Below are 20,933 nucleotides of genomic sequence, written 5' to 3' on the forward strand. Positions count from 1 at the left end.
GGTTACTTCAGGCTGGGCGCAATGCCGATGCAGGCTTCGCAAAGGCCGGCCACGGCACCGACCGACTTGTCGAAGGCTTCCTTCTCGCCCTTGTTGAGGTCGATCTCGATGATGCGCTCGACGCCGCCGGCGCCGATGACCGTCGGCACGCCGACATACATGTCCTTGACGCCGTACTGGCCGGAGAGATGCGCCGCGCAGGGAAGCACGCGCTTCTTGTCCTTGAGGTAGGCTTCAGCCATCTCGATCGCGGAAGCCGCCGGAGCGTAATAGGCCGAGCCGGTCTTGAGAAGGCCGACGATCTCCGCGCCGCCGTCACGGGTGCGCTGGATGATTTCTTCGAGGCGTTCCTTGGTGACCCAACCCATCTGGACAAGATCGGTCAGCGGAATGCCGGCGACGGTCGAATAGCGGGCGAGCGGCACCATCGTGTCGCCATGGCCGCCGAGAACGAAGGCGGTGACGTCCTGGACCGAAACGTTGAATTCCTGGGCGAGGAAGAGACGGAAGCGCGAGGAGTCGAGCACGCCTGCCATGCCCACAACCTTGTTCTTCGGCAGGCCGGAGAACTTCTGCAGCGCCCAGACCATGGCGTCGAGCGGGTTGGTGATGCAGATGACGAAGGCGTTCGGAGCATATTTCTTGATGCCGGCGCCGACCTGTTCCATGACCTTCAGATTGATGCCGAGCAGGTCGTCGCGGCTCATGCCGGGCTTGCGCGGGACGCCGGCGGTGACGATGCAGACGTCGGCGCCTTCGATCGCCGCATAGTCGCTGGCGCCCGTCAGCGATGCGTCGAAACCTTCGACCGGCGAGGACTGGGCGATGTCGAGGCCCTTACCCTGGGGGACGCCGTCGGCAATGTCGAACAGGACGATATCGCCCAGTTCCTTCAGGCCGGCGAGATGCGCCAGCGTGCCACCAATCATCCCTGAACCAATAAGTGCGATCTTGTTGCGCGCCATGAATGTGCTTCCTTTGTGATCCATGATCGAGGCCTGAAACGCGGCAAACGCCAAACCTTCGCGAAAGCCCTTAAACGGCAAATGGTAAAATATCAATCGATACTTTTTGGCGAAGCAAATTCAATCGGTTAGAACATAAAATTCTTACGTAAAGGTAAGATTTTCTGTCACTGTTGCGTCACTGAAACGCCGTATTTTCAGCATGTTGGGCGGCATATTCTTCGCTCTGCATCTCGATGAGGCGTGAAACCGTGCGGTCGAATTCGAACCCCTCGGTACCCTTCTTGGCGATCAGTAGCCGTTCCGGTTCGGCGACGGCCGAGGCGAAGAGGCGGGCACCCTGGTCGTAGAGCGCGTCGACCAGGATGATGAAGCGCTTCGTTTCATTGCGCATATGCGGACCGAGATGCGGAACGCGGTCGACGAAGACCGTCCTGTACTGCGACAGGATGGCGAGATAGTCGGCCGCGCCGAGCGGCTGCGCGCAGAGATCGGCGAAGGAAAAGCGGGCGCAATGACCGACGGCGGCCGGCACACGGATCTTCCGCCCCTTTCGTCCGATCTCCGTCGAGGTGACGGGCGCGCCGCCGGTCTCGACATACCAGGCGCGATCCATTGCGGCTTCCGCATCCGATCCGAGCGGCGACAGCCAGACGGGATGCCCGTCCGTCTTGCGCAGGCGATAGTCGGTATCCGTGTCGAGCGAGATGATTTCCGTGCTGGCCTTCAGGAGGTCGATGAAAGGCAGAAAGAGACCGCGGTTGAGGCCGTCGCGATAAAGCTCGGACGGCTCCACGTTCGAGGTCGCCACGAGAACGCAGCCCTTGGCGAAGAGCTCGCCAAAGAGGCGCCCGAGGATCATCGCATCGGCAATATCGGTGACCGAGAACTCGTCGAAACACAGGAGCCGTGCCTCGGCGAAGAGCTCCGAAGCGACCGGCGGTATCGGATCGGCCTGCTTGGTCTCGCCGTTCTTGAGCTTCTGCCGGTGCTTGTAGATGCGCTCGTGCACATCCGCCATGAACTCGTGGAAATGGGCGCGCCGCTTGCGCTGTATCGGCACCGCGCCGAAGAACATGTCCATCAGCATGGTCTTGCCACGGCCGACGCCGCCATGGATGTAGAGGCCCTTGACCGGCGGGTGGTCCTTCTTGCGGGCGGCGAACAGCCAGCCGAGCGCATTGGCTTTGCGCGACGGCCGGCTGGCAAGCAGCTCCGCCGTCAGATGGTCGAGCCGCCTTGCTATCGCAAATTGAGCCGGGTCACGCTGCCGCTCCCCGGCCGCAACGAGCGCCTCGAGCTTGTGGAGAATGCTGTCGTCAGGATTGAGCACGATGCACCTGGATGGACCAGGGGCTGTTTTGAAAGGTGAGACTTAAGGCTGCAGGCGGAAGCCCCACCCCGACAACAGGCCGTAACGAGGTCCGGCAGGAAAGCCGGACCGGAGAGTAGGTCAACGGCTGAGGCTAACCGGCTGGCCGCCATTGGTAGAGCCGTCGAAGCGTGAATCGGCGGTCTTGTAAAGGCGGGCGATCGGGGTACCGTTGCGATCCTTGAGCACGACCTGCTTGCCGGCCACCTCCCAGGATCCCATCGTCGTCAGTTCGCCGGCGCAGCCGCGGGTACCGCCGCGCGAGCCGCTTCCGAGATTGGTCAGCGTCAGGAACATGTCGCAAGAACTGCCGGCGCTCGAAACCCGCCAATTGCCGACCATCGATTCCTTCGTCACGTCGAGGCCGCCGGTGGCGGCGGCCACTTGCGTGCCCCCCGGCGCGCCGGGTGCCGGCGTGCCGCCCGTCGGAGCGCTCGGGAATTGCGAGGTGTTGGTCGTCGGATCCGGGAGCTGGCCCGACGAGACCGACGGCACCGGCTGCGCTTGCAACGGGGCAGGCGCGGCAGAAACATCCTGAGAACCGAAGCCACCAAAGGATGTCCGCTGGCATCCGGTCAGCGCAAGCACAATAACAAGCCCCGCCGCCGCATGAAAAACCCGCATGTGTTTACCCCCGATATTGTCCGCGAACCATGATGCAATGCGATAATAAAGGCCGAATTACAGCAAATCCACCTGTGAGATCAAGGCGTCGCATTTCGGTCTTGGCTGTTGCACGATGGAAACGATTGAGATCGGGCGCAGAAAAGCGGTTCTGACCATTCGTCCGGAGACGGAATGTTGGGCTCAGTGGCTGACACCGGCATAGGCGCGTTCGCCCCAAAGCGCTTCGACTGCCCGGTTTCGGCCGCAGCCGTTGCGATAGTACCAGTAGCGGATCGGATTCCGCCCCGCGAAATCCTGATGATAGTCCTCGGCGGGCCAGAACTTCGAGGCTCCTTCGACGGGCGTGACGATCGGCCTGCCGAGTTCGGCCTCGGCCTTGATCTTCTCGGCCTTGGCCTGCATCGCCTGCTGCTCGGTGAGCGCGTGGATCGCCGTCGTGTAGGAGAAGCCGCGATCGCAGAACTGGCCGCCGCCATCGGTCGGGTCCGTCGTGTGGAACAGCACCCCGACGAGATCCGCATAGGAGATCTTGTCGGGATCGAACTTGATCCGCACCACCTCGCGGTGTCCGCCCTTCGCATAGTTTTCGTAGGTCGGATTCTCGCTCTTGCCGCCGGCATAGCCGGAAATCGTCTCGAGAACGCCGGCCACGTCGTCGAAGTCGCTCTCGACACACCAGAAACAGCCGCCGGCGAAGATCGCATACTGCGGCTCGGCCGCCCGCGCCGGCGACAGGAAAAGGCAGCTCACGGCGATTCCGAAGGCCAAGCGAAGCATGGGCGACCCTCCACCTTCTATTACCTATGCGCCTCGCGACGGCTTTCAAATCACTTAGCGACACGTCGATGTGAGTGCCGTGATACGCAAACGGCGGGCTCAGAGCCCGCCGCCGGATTGGCATCGATTGTTGGAGCTGCGCCACTCAGAACCGGCGCTCGACCAGCATCTTCTTGATCTCGCCGATCGCCTTGGCCGGGTTCAACCCCTTCGGACAGGCCTGGGCGCAGTTCATGATCGTGTGGCAGCGGTAAAGCCGGAACGGATCCTCGAGGTTGTCGAGGCGCTCGCCGGTCGCCTCGTCTCTGGAGTCGATCAGCCAGCGATAGGCCTGCAGCAGAACGGCAGGACCCAGATAGCGGTCGCCGTTCCACCAGTAGCTCGGACAGGAGGTCGAGCAGCAAGCACAGAGAATGCACTCGTAGAGCCCGTCGAGCTTCTGGCGGTCTTCGTGGCTCTGCCGCCATTCCTTGGCCGGCGTCGGCGACACGGTCTTCAGCCACGGCTCGATCGAGCGGTGCTGGGCGTAGAAATTGGTCAGATCCGGCACTAGGTCCTTGACGACCGGCATGTGCGGCAGCGGATAGATCTTCACCGACCCGTTGATCTCGTCCATGCCCTTCGTGCAGGCGAGCGTGTTGGTCCCGTCGATGTTCATCGCGCAGGAGCCGCAGATGCCCTCGCGACAGGAGCGGCGCAGCGTCAGCGTCGGATCGATCTTGTTCTTGATGTAGAGCAGGCCGTCGAGGACCATCGGGCCGCAATCGTCGACATCGATATAGTAGGTATCGACCCGCGGGTTCTTTCCGTCGTCCGGATTCCAACGGTAGACGCGGTATTCGCGGAGCTTCGTCGCGCCGACCGGCTTCGGCCAGACCTTGCCTTCGGTGATCTGCGAGTTCTTGGGAAGAGCGAGTTCAACCATGTGCCTTAGTCCTCGACATCAGTAGACGCGCGCCTTCGGCTCGATCTTTTTGGGATCGATGCCGTCGGCGATAAGCTCGGTATGGACCGGACGATATTCGAGCCGAACCTCGCCGGTGTCGTTGACCCAGGCGAGCGTGTGCTTGCGCCAGTTGACGTCGTCGCGGCCGCCGAGCGGGCCGTCCTTGTAGTCCTCGCGGGCATGCGCGCCGCGGCTTTCCTTGCGCGCCTCGGCGCCGTAGACCGTGGTGATGGCGTTGGCCATCAGGTTCTCGAGTTCCAGCGTCTCGACCAGGTCGGAGTTCCAGATCATCGACCGGTCGGTGACCTTGACGTCCGGCAATTCCTTCCAGATGGCGGAGAGGCGCTGGCAGCCGGATTCGAGCGACTCCTGGGTGCGGAATACGGCCGCGTCTTCCTGCATGGCGCGCTGCATCTTGTCGCGCAGCGCCGCCGTTGAGGTGCCGCCCCTGGCATGGCGCAGCCGGTCGAAGCGCTCCATGATCCGGTCGGAGGCAGCCGTGTTGATCTCCGGCACCGCCTCGTTGCGGTCGATGACCTGGCCGGCTCGGATCGCCGCGGCGCGACCGAAGACGACGAGGTCGATCAGCGAGTTCGAACCGAGGCGGTTGGCGCCATGCACCGAGGCGCAGCCGGCTTCGCCGACGGCCATCAGGCCGGGCGCGAGGCGCTCGGGGTTCTGAGCGTCGGCGTTCAGCACCTCGCCCCAGTAATTGGTGGGGATGCCGCCCATATTGTAGTGGACGGTCGGCAGCACCGGGATCGGTTCGCGGGTCACGTCGACGCCTGCAAAGATCTTCGCCGATTCCGAGATGCCGGGCAGCCGCTCGTGCAGCACCGCCGGGTCGAGATGGTCGAGGTGCAGGAAGATATGGTCCTTGTTCTTGCCAACGCCGCGGCCTTCGCGGATTTCCATCGTCATGCAGCGCGAGACAACGTCGCGCGAGGCCAGATCCTTGGCCGACGGGGCGTAGCGCTCCATGAAGCGCTCGCCTTCCGAATTGACGAGATAGCCGCCCTCGCCGCGCGCTCCTTCGGTGATTAGACAGCCGGCGCCGTAGATGCCGGTCGGGTGGAACTGCACGAATTCCATGTCCTGCAGCGGTAGGCCGGCGCGCGCGATCATGCCGCCGCCGTCGCCGGTGCAGGTATGCGCCGAGGTCGCCGAGAAATAGGCGCGGCCATAACCGCCGGTCGCCAGCACCACCATCTTCGCTGCGAAGCGGTGGATCGTGCCGTCATCGAGGTTCCAGGCGACGACGCCGGTGCAGCGCCCGTCATCCGACATGATCAGGTCGAGGGCGAAATACTCGATGAAGAATTCGGCGTTGTTCCTGAGCGACTGGCCGTAGAGCGTGTGCAGGATCGCGTGGCCGGTGCGGTCGGCGGCCGCACAGGTGCGCTGCACCGGCGGGCCTTCGCCGTAGTTCTGCATGTGGCCGCCAAAGGGCCGCTGGTAGATCTTGCCTTCCTCATTGCGCGAGAACGGCACGCCGTAATGCTCGAGTTCGTAGACCGCCTTCGGCGCCTCCATGGCAAGGTATTGCATGGCGTCCACGTCGCCGAGCCAGTCGGAGCCCTTGACGGTGTCGTAGAGGTGCCACTGCCAGCTATCGGGCGTCATGTTCTGCAGCGAGGCGGCGATGCCGCCCTGGGCCGCGACCGTGTGCGAGCGCGTCGGGAAGACCTTGGTGATGCAGGCGGTCTTGAGGCCCTGTTCGGCCATGCCGAGGGTCGCACGCAGGCCTGCGCCGCCGGCGCCGACGACGACGACGTCGAAGGCGTGATCGACATATTGATAGGCCTTGCCGTTTGCAGCGGGGGAATTGATCGATGCCATGACGAAATTACCCTGCGAAAGCGATCTTCAGGACGGCGAAAAGACAGAGCCCGCCGATCGCGATCGCAAAAAATGTATTGAGGATGAGAAGCGCGATCTTGGCGCCCTCCGCATGAACGTAATCCTCGATAATGACTTGCATGCCGAGCCGCATGTGGACGAGCGCGGAGGTCACGACGAGACCCATGATCACCGCGACGAACGGATTCGACAGGGCCGCGACGACATCCGCGTGCGGCGCCCCGGCATAGCGGGCCACAAAGAAGACGAAGAAGATCAGGAGCGGAATATTGGAGACGGCCGTCAGGCGCTGGCGCCAGAAATGGTCCGTGCCTTCCTTGGCCGAGCCGAGACCGCGAACTTTGCCGAGGGGTGTGCGCATATCCATGGTAAGTCCCCTCGTTAGCGAAGCAGAGAGCCGATGATCCAGATGACGAGCGTCAGCGTCACCGATCCGACGAGCATCGCCTTGGCCACCTTGGTCGCGAAGTGCTTTTCATAGCCGTAGCCGAGGTCCCAGACGAGATGGCGGAGCCCGCCCAGCATGTGGTGCATCAGCACCCAGGTGTAGCCGAAGAGCACGAGCTTGCCGATCAATGTTCCGAATAGCCAGTTCACCCAGTCGTAATAGGCCGCGCCCGAAGCCGCGGCGATCAGCCACCAGGCGACCAGGATCGTGCCGAAATAGAGTGCGCCGCCGGTAATGCGGTGCATGATCGACATGACCATGGTGGGGATTGGCTTGTAGATTTGAAGATGCGGCGAAAGCGGCCGGCTTCGTGTGACATTCGTCATCGGAACCTCACGTAATGACCGGAATTCACGCCCTTAAAGTAGACTATATTCATCCGGTATCGCACCCGATTGTGCGCAATTCAGTCATCCGGACCTTTAATCACCATATTGCTTAACGACAAGTATGTTTGCGGTGCAAAATAAATAAAATCGATTAGACGAAAAGCGGCATTTTCCTGCCCGCCGGAGACATCCGGGCGTTAACGATGTGGGCGGAAAAGCCAATCGAATCCGTGACATTTCCCGGCTCTTGCATCAGGATGCGGTTAAGAATTCGTTAACCGCAATCCGGAGGGCAGGACAGTATGAATCTGCGTGCAGTCCATACGGCCAAAATTCTACTCCTGGCCTTCACGCTGGCTATCCCGGTCGGCCTGCCTGCGACAGCCGGGAGTGGTGAGGGTCTGCCGGAAGTAGAGACGCGCGTACGGCATGTCCGGCTCAAGCATCGCCCCCCACACCATTCCTGGCGCAAGGCGCGACATCATCGTCATTTCGCCGGCCATCGACGCCACCGCTCCGTCAACGCCAGCATCGATGATTTTTCGTCCTTCGAGACAGGCGGCCTGGGCGACATTCAAACCCGCACCCGCCATATCCGGCGGAAGCACTGGCCCTTCCACGCCGCACGCCGTGACCGCAATCGCGGTCCCGTGGTAGTCATAGTAGGAAGGGGCTACGACGCCGGCAGCTACAGCGGCGGCATCGATGGCGGCTATGATTTTCCGTCCGGGATTCCCGGCCTCGGCACCTATGCCGGCAACCTTTCGGCCTACCAGCAGCCGGGCAATGGCATCTATTTCAGCCAGGCCGGCAGCTATTCCTATTTCGCCGAGGACGACGTCGAGCCGGCCTCGCCGGCGGAGCGTCCGAAGATCATCGTCGTCTCGCCGCAAACCAATGCCAGCGCCTGCTCATGGGAACACGGGATCTGCGTCATTCGGCCATAGCAGTTCCGGCCGTCAGCGGTCGACGACGGAGGAATCAAACCGCCAGACCGTCGTCCGCTTCACGTCGCTATCCTCGAGCGCCCTTGTGACCGGCACCTCATAGGTCGCAAGCGCGGTCATCCGCTGGCGCGGGCAATAGGCGCGCCCCGGATCGCCGACGATGACCAAGGCGCCGGCGCGTTTGAGCGCGTCGAACCACGGCTGAAGCAGATCGGCAAAGCCCTTGTCGTAGAAGACGTCACCGGCGAGATAGACGTCGGCGGCGCGCTCGCGGCCGATGATGTCCTCGCGGAGGAAGCGCACCGAAACGCCATTCAGTTCCGCATTGAGCCGGACGGCCGTCTCCGCCCAGGGATCGATATCCACGGCGAGCACTTCGGCAGCGCCGGCCAGCATGGCGGCGATGCCGACGAGGCCCGAGCCGGAGGCGAAGTCGACGACGCGGCGGCCGCGCACAATTTCCGGATGATCGAGGACATAGCGGGCGAGCCCCTGCCCGCCGGCCCAGGCAAAAGCCCAGAAAGGCGGCGGCAGGCCGACCTCCTCCAGCTCCTCCTCGGTCTTCAGCCACAGATCATGCGCTTCGCTCGCGAGGTGCAGACTGACCTCCGGCACATGCGGCGGTGACAGAATGCCGGTATTGGCACGGATGAAGCTTTCCGGAACGGTTTTCAAGACTGGAGACTCAGAGTATGACCGAGGCGGGAACGGTTCCGGCTCACCGCGGCGGATTGTCGAACCCGCCCATGCGGCAGACCTCGATCCACTCGTCCTCGGTGACCGGCTGCACGGAGAGGCGCATGGAGGTCACCAGCGACATCTTGGCGAGCTTCGGATTTTCCTTGATCTCCTTCAAGGAGACCGGACGCGGCACGTCCATGACGGCGCGGATGTCGACGCAGTCCCAGCGGGCATCGCCTTCGGCGGTCGAATCCGGATGCGACAGGGCGCAGACCTCGGTAATGCCGACGATCTCCAGCCCCTCGTTGGAGTGGTAGAAGAAGCCCTTGTCGCCGATCTTCATCGCCCGCATGTTGTTGCGTGCCAGATAGTTGCGCACGCCGGTCCATTCGGTTCCCTTGGCACCGGCGTCCTTCTGCATCTGCCAGGACCATTTGTTCGGTTCGGATTTGTAGAGCCAGTAAGCCATTGCCCCTCAAGCCTCCGGATTGTTGAAGACCCAGTTGTAGGCCTTGATCTCGACCTTCGAAAAGAGGCCCGCCTTCGCATAGGGGTCGGCTTCGGCGATCGCCTTCGCCTCTTCGATCGTATCGGCCTTGACGATCACCAAGCTTCCCGTCGGCTTGCCGTCCTCGCCGAGAAAGGGGCCGGCAATCCTCAGGATGCCCTTGACATTGAGCTCGTTGAGATAGGCAACGTGGTCGGGCCTGGTGTCGAGCCTGAGCTGCAGGGCGCCCGGTTTGTCCGTGCATAGAAGTGCGAAGAGCATGGTTCCTCCTGACTATATTGATTGGCGCGGGATGGGGCGGAAAACCGCTTTGCACTTTTCCCTATCCCGCCGCCGGATTATTCCCGGGTCCGGATCATTCCTGGGTGATCGGCCGCGACATTAATTGTTCGAGCGCGGTGCGGACATCGAGCCTGCCGTCGATGATAGCGGCAACCGCCTCGGTAATCGGCATCTCGATGCCGAGGCCCTTTGCCACGCGCGCCGCCACCGACGCGGCAAAGGCGCCCTCGACGAGCTCGCCGCCGCCCCCGTTGGCGCGGCCGTTCTTGCCGAGCGCGATGCCGAAGCGCAGGTTGCGCGACTGGTGGCTCGTCGCCGTCAGCACCAGATCGCCGAGCCCCGACAGGCCGCGCACCGTGTCGCCTTCGCCGCCCCTTGCGGCGATGAAGCGCGACATTTCCGCAAGGCCGCGGGAGATCAGCGCCGCGCGGGCCGAATCGCCGAGGCCCGCCCCTTCGACGATGCCGCAGGCGATCGCCAGGACGTTTTTGAGGGCGCCACCGAGCTGGACGCCGATGCGGTCCGTTGACGGGTAGAGCCGGAAGGTCGGTCCGGAAAGGGCCTCGGCCAGTTCCGTCGCAATTGCCATATCAGGCGCGGCGACCACCATCGCGGTCGGCAGGCCCTTGGCGATGTCGGCGGCAAAGCCGGGACCGGAGAGAACTCCGACACTGTGGCCGGGCAACTCCTCGCCAAGCACGTCCGTCAGGAGCTGGCCCGTCGATTGCTCCATCCCCTTGGCACAGGTGACGATCGTCGCATCGGCGCTGATCGCCGCGCCATAGGCCTGCGCCGCAGCGCGATGCTCCTGCGACGGCATGGCGAAGAGCACGATATGGGCTCCGGCAAGCACGGCGGCATCGGAGGAAAAGGCAAGACCTGCCGGAAGCGCAATGCCGGGCAGAGCCTTTTCGTTGCGGCCGGTCCGGCGGCATTCGGCGGCGACGTCGTCGCGTCGCGAAAGCAGCGTCACGTCCGCCTTGTTCTTTGCCGCCGCGACGGCGGCAAGTGCCGTTCCGAAGGCACCCGCACCGACGACGACGATCTTGGTCACGATCGTTGGATTATCGCTCATCTTCTGTCCATTATGCCTTGGCGCCGCGCTTGCCGGAGCCGATCAAAGCGTGTGCCCGGGTGTCGAGCGGCCAGCGCGAACGCGGCGCGACGTCGAGGCCGTCGGCCGGCAGCCCCGCCGCCAGCCGTTCTGCCCCTGCCCAGGCGATCATCGCCGCATTGTCCGTGCAAAGCTCAAGCGGCGGCGCGACAAAGCGGAAGCCGTGGGCGTCGCAAAGCGCCTGCAGCGTCGCCCGGAGCGTCTGGTTCGCGGCCACACCCCCGGCAACGACAAGCGCCGGCAGATCGACCGAGGCATATTCCGCCTTGAAGCGCTTCAGCCCGCGACCGACCCTATCCTTCAGCGTGCGCGCGATGGCGCGCTGGAACGAGGCGCAGATGTCGGCGATATCCTGTTCCGTGACCGGTTCGAGGGATTGCGCCGCCTGCCGCACCGCCGTCTTCAACCCGGAGAAGGAGAAATCGAGCCGGGCATCGCCGACGAGTGGCCGGGGAAAGTCGAAGCGCTCGGGATCGCCCGTCCTGGCCGACCGCTCCACGGCAGGCCCGCCGGGATAGGGTAGGCCGAGCAGCTTTGCCGTCTTGTCGAAGGCCTCGCCGAGCGCGTCGTCGATGGTCGTACCCCAGCGCTCGTAGTCGCCGACGCCCTTTACGAGGATCAGCTGCGTGTGGCCGCCCGAAACGAGCAGCATCAGATAGGGAAAGGAGAGCCCGTCCGTCAGCCGCGCCGTCAGCGCATGGCCTTCGAGGTGGTTGACCGCATAAAGCGGCTTGCCGGTCGCCCGAGCGATCGCCTTGCCGGTCATCAGCCCGACGATCAGACCGCCGATCAGGCCGGGACCGCTCGTCGCGGCGATCGCATCGATGTCCTTGAGCGTCACGCCGGCCCGCAGGAGCGCTTCCTCGATCAGCGTGTCCAGCGCCTCGACATGGGCGCGCGCAGCGATCTCGGGCACGACGCCGCCATAGGCGCTGTGCTCTTCGAGCTGGCTCAGCACCACGTCGCCGAGAATCCGGCCGCTGCCATCTTCATCGCGCAGCACGACGGAAGCCGCGGTTTCGTCGCAGCTTGTCTCAATGCCGAGGATGCGCACAGGCGGGGACATTACGTGGTATACTCAAAGATTGCGGTCACCGTGAAAGGTGGGTACACGGAACTCATACAGCGCCGTGCGTCTTTCAGACGCACAAAGGACGCTGTAACGCTTTGAAGTGCTGCATGGTTTTATCCTTAAATCGATTCCGATTTAAGGAACGATGCAGTAACAACGGATGGCCAGGGATGCAAACAAAACCTTTCCGCATCGGCACGCGCGGCAGCCCGCTGGCGCTCGCCCAGACCCATGAGACGCGCGACCGCCTGGCCGCCGCGCATGGTCTGCCGCCGGAAATGTTCGAGGTTGTCGTGCTCTCGACGAAGGGCGATCGAATCACCGACCGGCCGCTCGCAGAAATCGGCGGCAAGGGCCTGTTCACCGAGGAACTCGAACAGCAGCTTCTGTCGGGCGATCTCGACTTCGCCGTCCATTCGTCGAAGGACATGCCGACGAAGCTGCCCGACGGACTGTTCCTCTCCGCCTTCCTGCCGCGCGAGGATATCCGCGACGCCTTCATCGGCGGCACCGCACCGAGGCTCGTGCAACTGCCTGAGGGCGCCACCGTCGGTTCGTCGTCGCTGCGCCGCCAGGCGCTGATCCGCCGGCTGAGACCCGACATCAATGTAATCACCTATCGCGGCCAGGTCGAAACCCGGCTGCGCAAGCTCGCCGAGGGTCAGGTCGACGGCACGCTGCTCGCCTATGCCGGCCTGAGGCGGCTCGGCATGACCGACGTGCCGACCGAACTGCTTGATCCGAAGGAGTTCCCGCCGGCACCGGCCCAGGGCGCGATCTGCATCGAAAGCCGCGTCGGTGACAATCGCGTCAACGCGCTGCTCGCCGCGATCGACGACCCGCGCACCCATGAGGCTGTCGCCTGCGAGCGCGGCTTCCTGGCAACGCTCGACGGCTCCTGCCGTACGCCGATTGCCGGCTACGCCCAATCGGACGGTACGCATATCCGCTTCTCCGGCATGATCCTGACGCCCGACGGCACGACCTGCCACCGCATCGAAATCGACGGCAAGGCTGCAGACGCGACGGAGCTTGGACGCAGGGCCGGCGAGGAGATCCGCGCCAAGGCCGGACCGGGGTTCTTTTCGAGCTGGGCCTGACCGATGCGCGTGCTCGTCACCCGTCCGCGTCCGGCAGCCGAAAGAACAGCGCTGAAGCTTGCAGCGATGGGACACCAGCCGGTCGTCCTGCCACTGATGCAGGCGCAACATTTTGCCGGTGCGGTGCGCGCCGGGTTCGAGCGCCGCCATGACGCGATTGCCGTGACCAGTGCGGAAGCCGTCCACGCTCTGGCCGGGCTAGGTCCCGCACTTGACGCGCATCTGGCGACACCGTTTTTCGCCGTCGGCTCGGCGACGGCGCGCGCCGCCGCCGAGCTCGGCTTCGCCGACATCCGGGTCGGGGCAGGAACGGGAGAAGCGCTCGCCGAGACTGTTGCCGGCTTACTCGGCCCGGAGACGGGATCGCTTCTTTATTTCGCCGGCTTGCCGCGCGCCGATGGTTTCGAGCATGCGCTGCGTGAGCGGTCGATCGACCATGTGACCGTCGAATGCTACCGGATGAGCCCCGTCGGCCACGCGCCGGGAACACTGCCGGCTCTCGTCCAGTCCGGCCCATTTGACGCGGTGCTGCTCTACTCGCGCGAAACGGCTCGGCGCCTTGTCGCGCTCCTGCGCGAGAGCGGCCTTGATTGCGCCGACGTTTCCGCCCGTTACCTTTGCCTCAGCGCGTCTGTCAAAGAGGTGCTACCGGCCGGCGTTGCAGCGGATGTTGCAGCAGCACCGGACGAGAAAAGCCTGCTGAGCCTCCTCTGAGACGGGATCAGCAAAGACGGCGCCGATTTTCCGCTCACTTCGCGGGGGTTGGTGGGGTCATGTGAGGCAAATGCCGCAAAAACGGGACACAGGGACTTTCCCTGGTGCGCTTCCCTGACTAGGTTTGGCTGAAGAGCCCGACAGAACGGTAAAGAGGTCACTATGGTATCGGAAAAGCCGCCGCGCCGCTCGCAACCGGAAAAGGAACCGCTGACGATCGACCTCGAGGCGGAGAGAACCGTCACCGAAGAGACCGAGTCGATCGCCAGCCAGGAGCCGGTGACCGACGAGCCGGCGGAGATCTCAGCGACACCGGACACGACGGAGACGGTCGCGGGCGACGCCGACGCGGATGAGGCCCAGAAGGATGAGGTCAAGGCGGATGAGGCGGGGAAAGAAGACGCCGAGCTGAAGGCGGAGGCAGAAGAAGACCGCGCCGGCGCAGCCGCCGCCGCGTTCGACGAGGAGCCTCCGCATCTGAGCAACCGCACGACTCTCGAGCCCGGGAGAAAACAGGCGACGAGCGCCGGGGCGCTTGCCGCCGGCATTTTCGGCGGTCTCGTCGCGCTTCTCGGCGCCGGCGTGTTGCAATATGCCGGCTATGTTCCTGCGCCTGGGCCGGATCGCAGCAACGGATCGGTCGAGCAGAACCTGGCGAGCGAAATCGAAGCGATCAAGGCCGAGCTTCAATCGCGCCCGGATGCCCCGGCAGCCGCCGTCGATATCGCTCCCCTGGAAAGCCGCCTTGCCGCACTTGAACAGGCGGCCCCCTCCGGTGCGACCGCACCCGATGTCACGGCGCTCCAGGCCGATGTCGCCAACCTGAGCAAGGAAATCGCCGCACTGAAAACCGAGCTTGCCGATGCCCGGCAGTCGGCGGACGCCGCCAAGGCCGAACTTGCCGGCCGCATCGATCAGGCGGAGCAGAAACTCAACGAACCGGTCAACGACATCGAGATGGCGAAGGCCGTCGCCGTGACCGCACTGAAGACGGCGATCGATCGCGGCGGACCGTTCGTCGCCGAGCTCGACGCGCTGCGCAGCATCGCGCCCGAGGATGCGGCGGTAAAAGAGCTTGCCGACGACGCCGCGACCGGCGTCGCCACGCGAACGGAACTGCGCAGTGAGTTTCCGACCGTGGCGACGGCGATGCTCGACGCCCTGCATCAGCCCGACCCGAACGAGGGCATCCTTTCCCGTCTCTTTTCGAGCGCCATGTCCGGCATTCGCGTCCGGCCGGTCGGCAGCGTCGAGGGCGACACGCCGGAGGCGGTGATCGCCCGCATCGAGGACAAGCTCAACAATGGCGATCTCAAGGGGGCTTCGCTGGAATGGGAAAGCCTCCCCGAGTCAGCGAAAACCGCCGGTCAGGATTTCAAGACGAAGCTCGACCAGCGATTGCGCGTCGAGACCGCCATCGGCGCGGCCGTGGCGGCGACCATGACGCGAACCGGCACGCAAGGCTAAGAAAAGGAAGAAGACTACATGGTCCGGATACTGTTCTTCATCCTGCTCGTCCTCGCGCTCGCGCTCGGCTTTGCCTGGCTCGCGGATCGGCCGGGGGAATTATCGCTGATCTGGCAGGGCCAACGCATCGAGATGAGCCTGATGCGCGCCGCCACCATCCTGATTTCGCTCTTCGCCGCGATCCTTATCGTCGCCTGGCTGATCCGTACGATCTGGCTGTCGCCGCACACCGTGACGCGCTACTTCCGCGCCCGCAAGCGCGATCGCGGCTACCAGGCGCTGTCAACCGGACTGATTGCTGCAGGAGCGGGCGACGCGACACTGGCCCGCAAGATGGTAGGCCGCGCGCGCGGTCTGATCCGCATCGACCAGGAACCGCTCATTCATCTGCTGGAGGCGCAGACGGCGCTGATCGAAGGCAAGTATGACGACGCGCGCAAGAAATTCGAGCTGATGGCGGAAGACGCGGAGACGCGCGAGCTTGGCCTGCGTGGCCTCTATCTCGAGGCCAAGCGGCTCGGCGCCAACGAGGCCGCCCGCCAATATGCCGAACGGGCGGCCGAAAAGGCGCCGCATCTGTCCTGGGCGACCCTGGCGACCCTCGACCAGCGCAGCCAGGCGGGCCAGTGGGACGAAGCGATCCGTCTTCTGGACCAGAGCCGCGCCGCCAACGTCCTCGACAAGAAGGAAGCGAACCGGAAGAAGGCCGTGCTGCTCACCGCGCGAGCGACGAGCAAGCTTGAGGCCGATCCGAAAGCCGCCCGGGACGACGCGCTCGCGGCGCTGAAGCTCGACGATCGGCTGGTGCCGGCAGCGCTCGTCGCCGCGAAGGCGCTGTTTCGCGAGGACAACCTGCGCAAGGGTGCTTCGGTCCTCGAGAAGATCTGGAAACAGGACCCCCATCCGGAGGTGGCCCGGCTTTACGTGCGGGCGCGCGGCGGCGATTCCGCCGTCGACCGGCTGAAGCGCGCCAAGAGGCTCGAAACCCTGCGCGGCAACAATGCGGTTAGCCTGGCAACGGTCGCCGAGGCAGCGCTCGAGGCACGCGAGCTGGAGCTCTCCCGAATCAAGGCCGAAGCGGCCGCAAGGCTGGCGCCGAGCGAGAGCATCTTCCTGCTGCTTGCCGACATCGAGGAGGCCGATACCGGTGACGAGGGCCGCATCCGCCACTGGATGGCGCAGGCGCTCAGAAGCCCGCGCGACCCGGCCTGGACCGCCGACGGCGTGACCTCGCCGACCTGGCTGCCGGTGTCGCCGGTGAGCGGTCGGCTCGACGCCTTCGAATGGAAGGCACCCCCCTCGCCACTTGCCGGAACGACCGAGAACGGTCGTCTCAGCGGCGACGACGCGATCCGCAGCCTGCCGCCGGTCGCTCCCGACCAGCAGATGGCCATACGAGAAGCGCCGCCAACGGCCAAGGCCGAAGAAAGCCGGCCAGTGCTGGAAGCGGAGCTCCCAACGCCGACACCCACCCTGATAAAGGTGCCTGAGCGCAAGGAACCTGTCGCCCCGCCCGCTAAGAGCGAAGAGACTCGCCCCGAGGAAGAAGAGGAGGCGCCCTTCTTCGGGCGGCCGCCGGACGATCCCGGTGTTCGCGAGCGAGCTGTGGAGGAAGGCAACAAGGCCGGCCTCCGGCTGTTCTGAGTTCTGGTTTCGATGGCTGTGGGCACAAGGCATGTTTGAACGGTTTCGAGCGTTTCTCGAGGAACTGACGGTTCCGTCCGCGCGTATCGACAAGGACGATCCGCGCGTCGCGGTGATCGGGCTCTGTTTCCAGGTGATGGAGGCGGATGGCGCCATCCGTACTTCGGAGCGGCGCAAGATGCGCAAGATCATCAAGGAGCACTACGAGCTCGACGATGCCGCCCTCAATGCCCTGGTCGCGGCGGGCGAAACGGCCGAGAGCGAGGCGATCGACTTCTACCGCTTCACCTCCGAGATCAAGCGCCACCTCTCGGAGGACCAGCGCGTCGAGCTTGTCGGCATGTTGTGGGAGATCGTCTACGCCGACGGCGCGCGCAGCGAAATGGAGGACCACGCTATCTGGCGGATCGCCGATCTCCTCGGCGTATCCGGCCGCGACCGGGTCTTGAAACGGCGGGAGGCAGCCGCCAAGATCGACATGGTCGAGGAGGAGAACGAGGCACAACAGGAAAGCTGACGATGCCGCCAGAAGCCGCCGACGACAAGAGACCGATCCTCATCGTCCTTCACCAGGAGCGTTCGAGCGCAGGCCGCGTCGGCCATATTCTTGAGCAGAAGGGCTTTTCGCTCGATATCCGGCGGCCGGCGCTTGGCGACGAGCTGCCGCCGACGCTCGAGGGTCATTCGGGAACAATCATCTTCGGCGGGCCGATGAGCGCTAACGACGAGGAGGAATTCGTTCGCCGCGAGATCGATTGGCTGTCGGTGCCGCTCCTTGAAAACAAGCCCTATCTCGGCATCTGCCTCGGGGCCCAGATGCTCGCCCGCAATCTCGGCGGCAAGGTCGCTCCCCACCACGAGGGCATGACCGAGATCGGCTGGTATCGGCTCGAGGCCACCGAAGCCGGCAAGGCGCTCCTCGACTGGCCCGCCATGGTCTACCACTTCCACCGTGAAGGCTTCGACCTTCCGAAGGGCGCCGAGTTGCTCGCGACCGGCGACACCTATCCGAACCAGGCCTTCCGCTACGGCGAGAACGCCTGGGGCATCCAATTTCACGGCGAACTGACGCGGGCGATGATGCATCGCTGGGTGGTGCACGGCGCCCACCGCTTCGTCCTGCCCGGCGCCCAGATGGGCAAGGCGCATCTCGAGGGCCGGATGATTCACGACCACCCCTTGCGGACCTGGATGGAGAATTTTCTCGAGCTGATCTTTTTGGGTGGCGACAAGGGGATCACTGCAACCGGGGAAAAGCTGGCGTAACGGACGGCTTGCGGGGGAGCTTGCAATTTCACCCCTCCCCACCTGTGGGGAGGGGTTGGGGAGGGGCCTGTCACTGCCCTTCCCGCTGCCCCTCCGGCACGTCCAACCTGTCGATCCGGCGCAGCTGCGGGAAACCGATCGCCCAGAGCAGCGATACGAGAAGCGTGCCGAGCCCGCCGAAAACGACGGCGAAGACGGCGCCGAAGCCCGACGCCATCGTGCCGGCGCGGAATTCGCCGAGCTCGTTGGAGGCGCCGACAAAGACCGCGTTGACGGCATTCACCCGGCCGCGCAACTCGTCCGGGGTCCAAAGCGCGATCAGGCTCTCGCGCACATAGACCGAGATCATGTCCGCCGCACCCATGACGACGAGCGCGGCAATCGAGATCCACGGCGTCGCCGACAGGCCGAAGACGATCGTGGCAAGGCCAAAGAGGGCGACGCCAATGAACATGTAGAGGCCTGCGCGGTTATGGACCGGGTGGGCGGCGAGCCAGATGGCCATGCCGACGGCGCCGACGCCGGGGGCGGCGCGCAACAGACCCAGCCCCCATGGCCCGAGCACCAGGATATCGCGGGCAAAGACCGGCATCAGCGCCACGGCGCCGCCGAGCAACACCGCGAAAAGATCGAGCGAGATTGCCCCGAGCACCACCTTCTCGGCCTTGATGTAGCGGAAGCCGGCGGTGATCGTCTGCCAGCTCTGTGCCGAGGCGGGCGTGCGCTGGGCAGGCTTCGGCACGGCGAACACCATCAGCGCCGCCGCCGCGAAGAAGCAGAGGCTGACCGTATAGGGCACCGTCGGTCCAAAGCCGTAGATCAGCCCGCCCACCACCGGCCCGACGATCGTCGCCGTCTGCCAGGAACTCGAGTTCCAGGCGATCGCATTCGGCAGATCCTCGGCCGGCACGAGATTGGGCGCCAGCGATTGCGCGGCCGGCGTCAGAAAGGCCCGCTCGATGCCGAAGACGATGAGGATTGCGTAAACCGGCCAGGGAGCGAACAACCCGGACACCGTGAGGATCAGCAGTGCCGCGGCGCAGAGCGTGCCGACGAGCATGCAGAGCCCCATGATGACGCGGCGATTATAGCGATCCGCCACGCTGCCGGTGACGAGAATGAGGACAAGCGACGGCAGGAATTGGAAGAGGCCGATCAGGCCGAGTGCGAAAGGATCCCGCGTCAGATCGTAGATCTGCCAACCGACCGAGACCGACATGATCTGCACGGCGAAATAGGCAAGGAAGCGCGAGAAGAAATAGCGCCGATAGCCGACATGCCGAAAGGCGGCAAAGCGATGCGCGTTGTGGACGGCCGACATGACGGAACACTCCCCGGGAAAACTACGCCCCCGCATCGTTAAACATGATGGCGCCGGGCAAAGCGTCGTACTTGCTCGTTTGGTTCCCAATGTCTACATGTCTGGCGACAAAGAATTGGAGACGGGCATGATTGCTGTCATCGGCACCTTGAATTTCATCATCAACATCGCGTGGTTCCTGATCATCGCGTCGGCGATCTTCTCCTGGCTCTATGCCTTCAACGTGATCAACGTGAACAACCAGGCAATCAACATGATCGGCCGCTCGCTCTATCAGCTGACCGAGCCGCTTTACCGACCGATCCGCCGTTTCCTGCCGGACATGGGCGGCGTCGATCTTTCGCCGCTCGTCGTCCTGGTGATCCTCTATTTCATCCAGCTCTTCCTGAACACGACGATCGCGCCGGCGCTGATCCGCTGACGGCATGCGCGGCGCGCTGACCAGCTTCGGCGATCATGTGCGCCGGACGGTGCGGCTGACGCCGAACGGCGGCAGAGACGCGATCGCCGGCCTGGAAACGGCGGCCGACGGCGAGGAGCATCTCAAGGTGCGGGTGCGGGCGGTGCCGGAAAAGGGCAAGGCGAACCGGGCCCTGATCGCCCTGCTGGCCAAGTCGCTCGGCCTCGCCAAGAATAGAATCGCGCTCGTTTCCGGCGACACGCAGCGCAAAAAAATCCTCCGGATCGAGGCCGACCCGGAGGAAATCAGGAAGCGTCTGAGCGAACTCGTGAGAGAGACTGGCTAGTTACTTCTTCGCCTTGGCGCGTTCGACCGCTTCGCGGATCAGCTGCTTGGCGACAACCGCATCCTTCCAGCCGAAGATCTTCACCCACTTGCCGGGCTCCAGATCCTTGTAGTGCTCGAAGAAGTGCTCGATCTGCTTCAAGGTGATTTCCGGCAGGTCGGTGTAGTCGTGAACCTTGTCGTAGCGCTGGGTCAGATGACCCGAGGGGACCGCGATGATCTTCTCGTCCTGGCCGGAATTGTCTTCCATCATCATCACGCCGATCGGGCGGACGTTGATGACGCAGCCCGGCACCAGCGGGCGCGTATTGCAGATCAGCACATCGATCGGATCGCCGTCATCGGAAAGCGTGTGCGGGACGAAGCCGTAATTGCCCGGATAGGTCATCGGCGTGTAGAGGAAGCGGTCGACGACCAGTGTGCCGGCTTCCTTGTCCATTTCGTACTTGATCGGATGCCCGCCGACCGGGACTTCCACAATCACGTTGACATCTTCCGGTGGGTTTTTTCCGATGGAAATCGCGTCGATCCGCATGAGCACCTCCAGGGTCGTTTGAAAAGTCGCCCGTCGGATAAAGGGAAACATGCCGCGATGCAACATGACTTTCGTCCCGGGGGCGGAAATGCTGTAGGCAGGCGGCGCGGCCAAATATGGGCAGAGCGGATTTTTGTCCTGGAAAAAGGCAATGGGGTGGGGGAGCGCCGGGAGACCTCTAACCCTGCACAGTCACACCCTGTGACGAAGCCA

General features: G+C 64.2%; 24 protein-coding genes. 9 read left to right on the top strand and 15 right to left on the bottom strand.

The genetic code is table 11. The annotated features are described in order from the left end of the window. Positions 1–2 precede the first annotated feature (2 nt). From mdh to sdhC, 8 genes are all read right to left on the bottom strand, one after another. Positions 3–965 (bottom strand): malate dehydrogenase, encoded by a 963-nt coding sequence (gene mdh / locus USDA257_RS27215; RefSeq protein WP_014766206.1) that lies wholly within the window; start codon positions 963–965, stop codon positions 3–5. A gap of 178 nt (positions 966–1,143) precedes the next feature. Further along, complete coding sequence (gene zapE, locus USDA257_RS27220; protein WP_014766207.1) at positions 1,144–2,298, bottom strand: cell division protein ZapE; 1,155 nt, start codon at positions 2,296–2,298, stop codon at positions 1,144–1,146. 120 nt (positions 2,299–2,418) lie between these two features. Further along, positions 2,419–2,961, bottom strand: a complete 543-nt coding sequence (locus USDA257_RS27225) for a protease inhibitor Inh/omp19 family protein (protein WP_014766208.1) — start codon at positions 2,959–2,961, stop codon at positions 2,419–2,421. Positions 2,962–3,144: 183 nt separating this feature from the next. Then, positions 3,145–3,741 carry a peptide-methionine (S)-S-oxide reductase MsrA gene (msrA, locus tag USDA257_RS27230; protein ID WP_014766209.1) on the bottom strand — a complete coding sequence of 199 codons (597 nt, stop codon included), beginning with the start codon at positions 3,739–3,741 and terminating at the stop codon, positions 3,145–3,147. A 145-nt stretch (positions 3,742–3,886) separates the two neighbouring features. Then, positions 3,887–4,666, bottom strand: a complete 780-nt coding sequence (locus USDA257_RS27235; protein ID WP_014766210.1) for a succinate dehydrogenase iron-sulfur subunit — start codon at positions 4,664–4,666, stop codon at positions 3,887–3,889. A gap of 18 nt (positions 4,667–4,684) precedes the next feature. Next, positions 4,685–6,526, bottom strand: coding sequence for a succinate dehydrogenase flavoprotein subunit (gene sdhA / locus USDA257_RS27240; protein ID WP_014766211.1), 1,842 nt, complete (start codon positions 6,524–6,526; stop codon positions 4,685–4,687). Positions 6,527–6,533: 7 nt separating this feature from the next. Beyond that, a complete protein-coding gene (gene sdhD / locus USDA257_RS27245) occupies positions 6,534–6,914 on the bottom strand; it encodes a succinate dehydrogenase, hydrophobic membrane anchor protein (RefSeq protein ID WP_041414719.1) in 381 nt (126 codons plus the stop codon). A 14-nt stretch (positions 6,915–6,928) separates the two neighbouring features. Continuing rightward, positions 6,929–7,321 (bottom strand): succinate dehydrogenase, cytochrome b556 subunit, encoded by a 393-nt coding sequence (gene sdhC, locus USDA257_RS27250; protein WP_014766213.1) that lies wholly within the window; start codon positions 7,319–7,321, stop codon positions 6,929–6,931. A 305-nt stretch (positions 7,322–7,626) separates the two neighbouring features. Between sdhC and USDA257_RS27255 the strand changes: the two genes are divergently transcribed. Further along, on the top strand, positions 7,627–8,271 hold the full coding sequence (locus USDA257_RS27255; protein ID WP_014766214.1) for a hypothetical protein: 645 nt from the start codon (positions 7,627–7,629) through the stop codon (positions 8,269–8,271). A gap of 12 nt (positions 8,272–8,283) precedes the next feature. On the opposite strand, the gene USDA257_RS27260 is transcribed toward USDA257_RS27255, so the two are convergent. The 5 genes from USDA257_RS27260 to tsaD form a co-directional block, all read right to left on the bottom strand. Next, positions 8,284–8,946, bottom strand: coding sequence for a class I SAM-dependent methyltransferase (locus USDA257_RS27260; RefSeq protein ID WP_014766215.1), 663 nt, complete (start codon positions 8,944–8,946; stop codon positions 8,284–8,286). 43 nt (positions 8,947–8,989) lie between these two features. Beyond that, complete coding sequence (locus tag USDA257_RS27265) at positions 8,990–9,421, bottom strand: EVE domain-containing protein (RefSeq protein WP_014766216.1); 432 nt, start codon at positions 9,419–9,421, stop codon at positions 8,990–8,992. Between the two features lie 6 nt (positions 9,422–9,427). After that, positions 9,428–9,721, bottom strand: coding sequence for a YciI-like protein (locus tag USDA257_RS27270; RefSeq protein ID WP_014766217.1), 294 nt, complete (start codon positions 9,719–9,721; stop codon positions 9,428–9,430). A gap of 94 nt (positions 9,722–9,815) precedes the next feature. After that, complete coding sequence (locus tag USDA257_RS27275; RefSeq protein WP_014766218.1) at positions 9,816–10,817, bottom strand: NAD(P)H-dependent glycerol-3-phosphate dehydrogenase; 1,002 nt, start codon at positions 10,815–10,817, stop codon at positions 9,816–9,818. Between the two features lie 10 nt (positions 10,818–10,827). Continuing rightward, on the bottom strand, positions 10,828–11,922 hold the full coding sequence (tsaD, locus tag USDA257_RS27280; protein WP_014766219.1) for a tRNA (adenosine(37)-N6)-threonylcarbamoyltransferase complex transferase subunit TsaD: 1,095 nt from the start codon (positions 11,920–11,922) through the stop codon (positions 10,828–10,830). A gap of 176 nt (positions 11,923–12,098) precedes the next feature. Here tsaD and hemC point away from each other — a divergent pair, with 176 nt between their 5' ends. From hemC to USDA257_RS27310, 6 genes are all read left to right on the top strand, one after another. Next, the gene (gene hemC / locus USDA257_RS27285) at positions 12,099–13,028 is read left to right on the top strand and encodes a hydroxymethylbilane synthase (RefSeq protein ID WP_041414721.1); all 930 of its coding nucleotides are present in this window, start codon (positions 12,099–12,101) and stop codon (positions 13,026–13,028) included. Positions 13,029–13,031: 3 nt separating this feature from the next. After that, positions 13,032–13,742: a uroporphyrinogen-III synthase gene (locus USDA257_RS27290; protein WP_014766221.1), complete on the top strand. Its 711-nt coding sequence runs from the start codon at positions 13,032–13,034 to the stop codon at positions 13,740–13,742. A gap of 162 nt (positions 13,743–13,904) precedes the next feature. Continuing rightward, the gene (locus USDA257_RS27295) at positions 13,905–15,209 is read left to right on the top strand and encodes a COG4223 family protein (protein WP_014766222.1); all 1,305 of its coding nucleotides are present in this window, start codon (positions 13,905–13,907) and stop codon (positions 15,207–15,209) included. 18 nt (positions 15,210–15,227) lie between these two features. Further along, positions 15,228–16,853, top strand: a complete 1,626-nt coding sequence (locus USDA257_RS27300) for a heme biosynthesis protein HemY (protein ID WP_014766223.1) — start codon at positions 15,228–15,230, stop codon at positions 16,851–16,853. 31 nt (positions 16,854–16,884) lie between these two features. After that, on the top strand, positions 16,885–17,370 hold the full coding sequence (locus tag USDA257_RS27305; protein WP_014766224.1) for a tellurite resistance TerB family protein: 486 nt from the start codon (positions 16,885–16,887) through the stop codon (positions 17,368–17,370). 2 nt (positions 17,371–17,372) lie between these two features. Next, positions 17,373–18,119: a glutamine amidotransferase gene (locus USDA257_RS27310; RefSeq protein ID WP_014766225.1), complete on the top strand. Its 747-nt coding sequence runs from the start codon at positions 17,373–17,375 to the stop codon at positions 18,117–18,119. A 70-nt stretch (positions 18,120–18,189) separates the two neighbouring features. Here the strand turns inward: USDA257_RS27310 and USDA257_RS27315 are convergent, their stop codons facing one another. Next, on the bottom strand, positions 18,190–19,440 hold the full coding sequence (locus tag USDA257_RS27315) for an MFS transporter (RefSeq protein WP_014766226.1): 1,251 nt from the start codon (positions 19,438–19,440) through the stop codon (positions 18,190–18,192). A 127-nt stretch (positions 19,441–19,567) separates the two neighbouring features. Here USDA257_RS27315 and USDA257_RS27320 point away from each other — a divergent pair, with 127 nt between their 5' ends. After that, positions 19,568–19,861 (top strand): YggT family protein, encoded by a 294-nt coding sequence (locus USDA257_RS27320; RefSeq protein WP_012709685.1) that lies wholly within the window; start codon positions 19,568–19,570, stop codon positions 19,859–19,861. A 4-nt stretch (positions 19,862–19,865) separates the two neighbouring features. Continuing rightward, entirely contained in the window at positions 19,866–20,186 is a 321-nt protein-coding gene (locus tag USDA257_RS27325) for a DUF167 domain-containing protein (RefSeq protein WP_014766228.1), read from the top strand. On the opposite strand, the gene ppa is transcribed toward USDA257_RS27325, so the two are convergent. Continuing rightward, a complete protein-coding gene (gene ppa, locus USDA257_RS27330) occupies positions 20,187–20,720 on the bottom strand; it encodes an inorganic diphosphatase (protein WP_041415656.1) in 534 nt (177 codons plus the stop codon). Positions 20,721–20,933: the final 213 nt, after the last annotated feature.

It is taken from the genome of Sinorhizobium fredii USDA 257 (genome assembly GCF_000265205.3).
Lineage (GTDB): Bacteria > Pseudomonadota > Alphaproteobacteria > Rhizobiales > Rhizobiaceae > Sinorhizobium > Sinorhizobium fredii_B.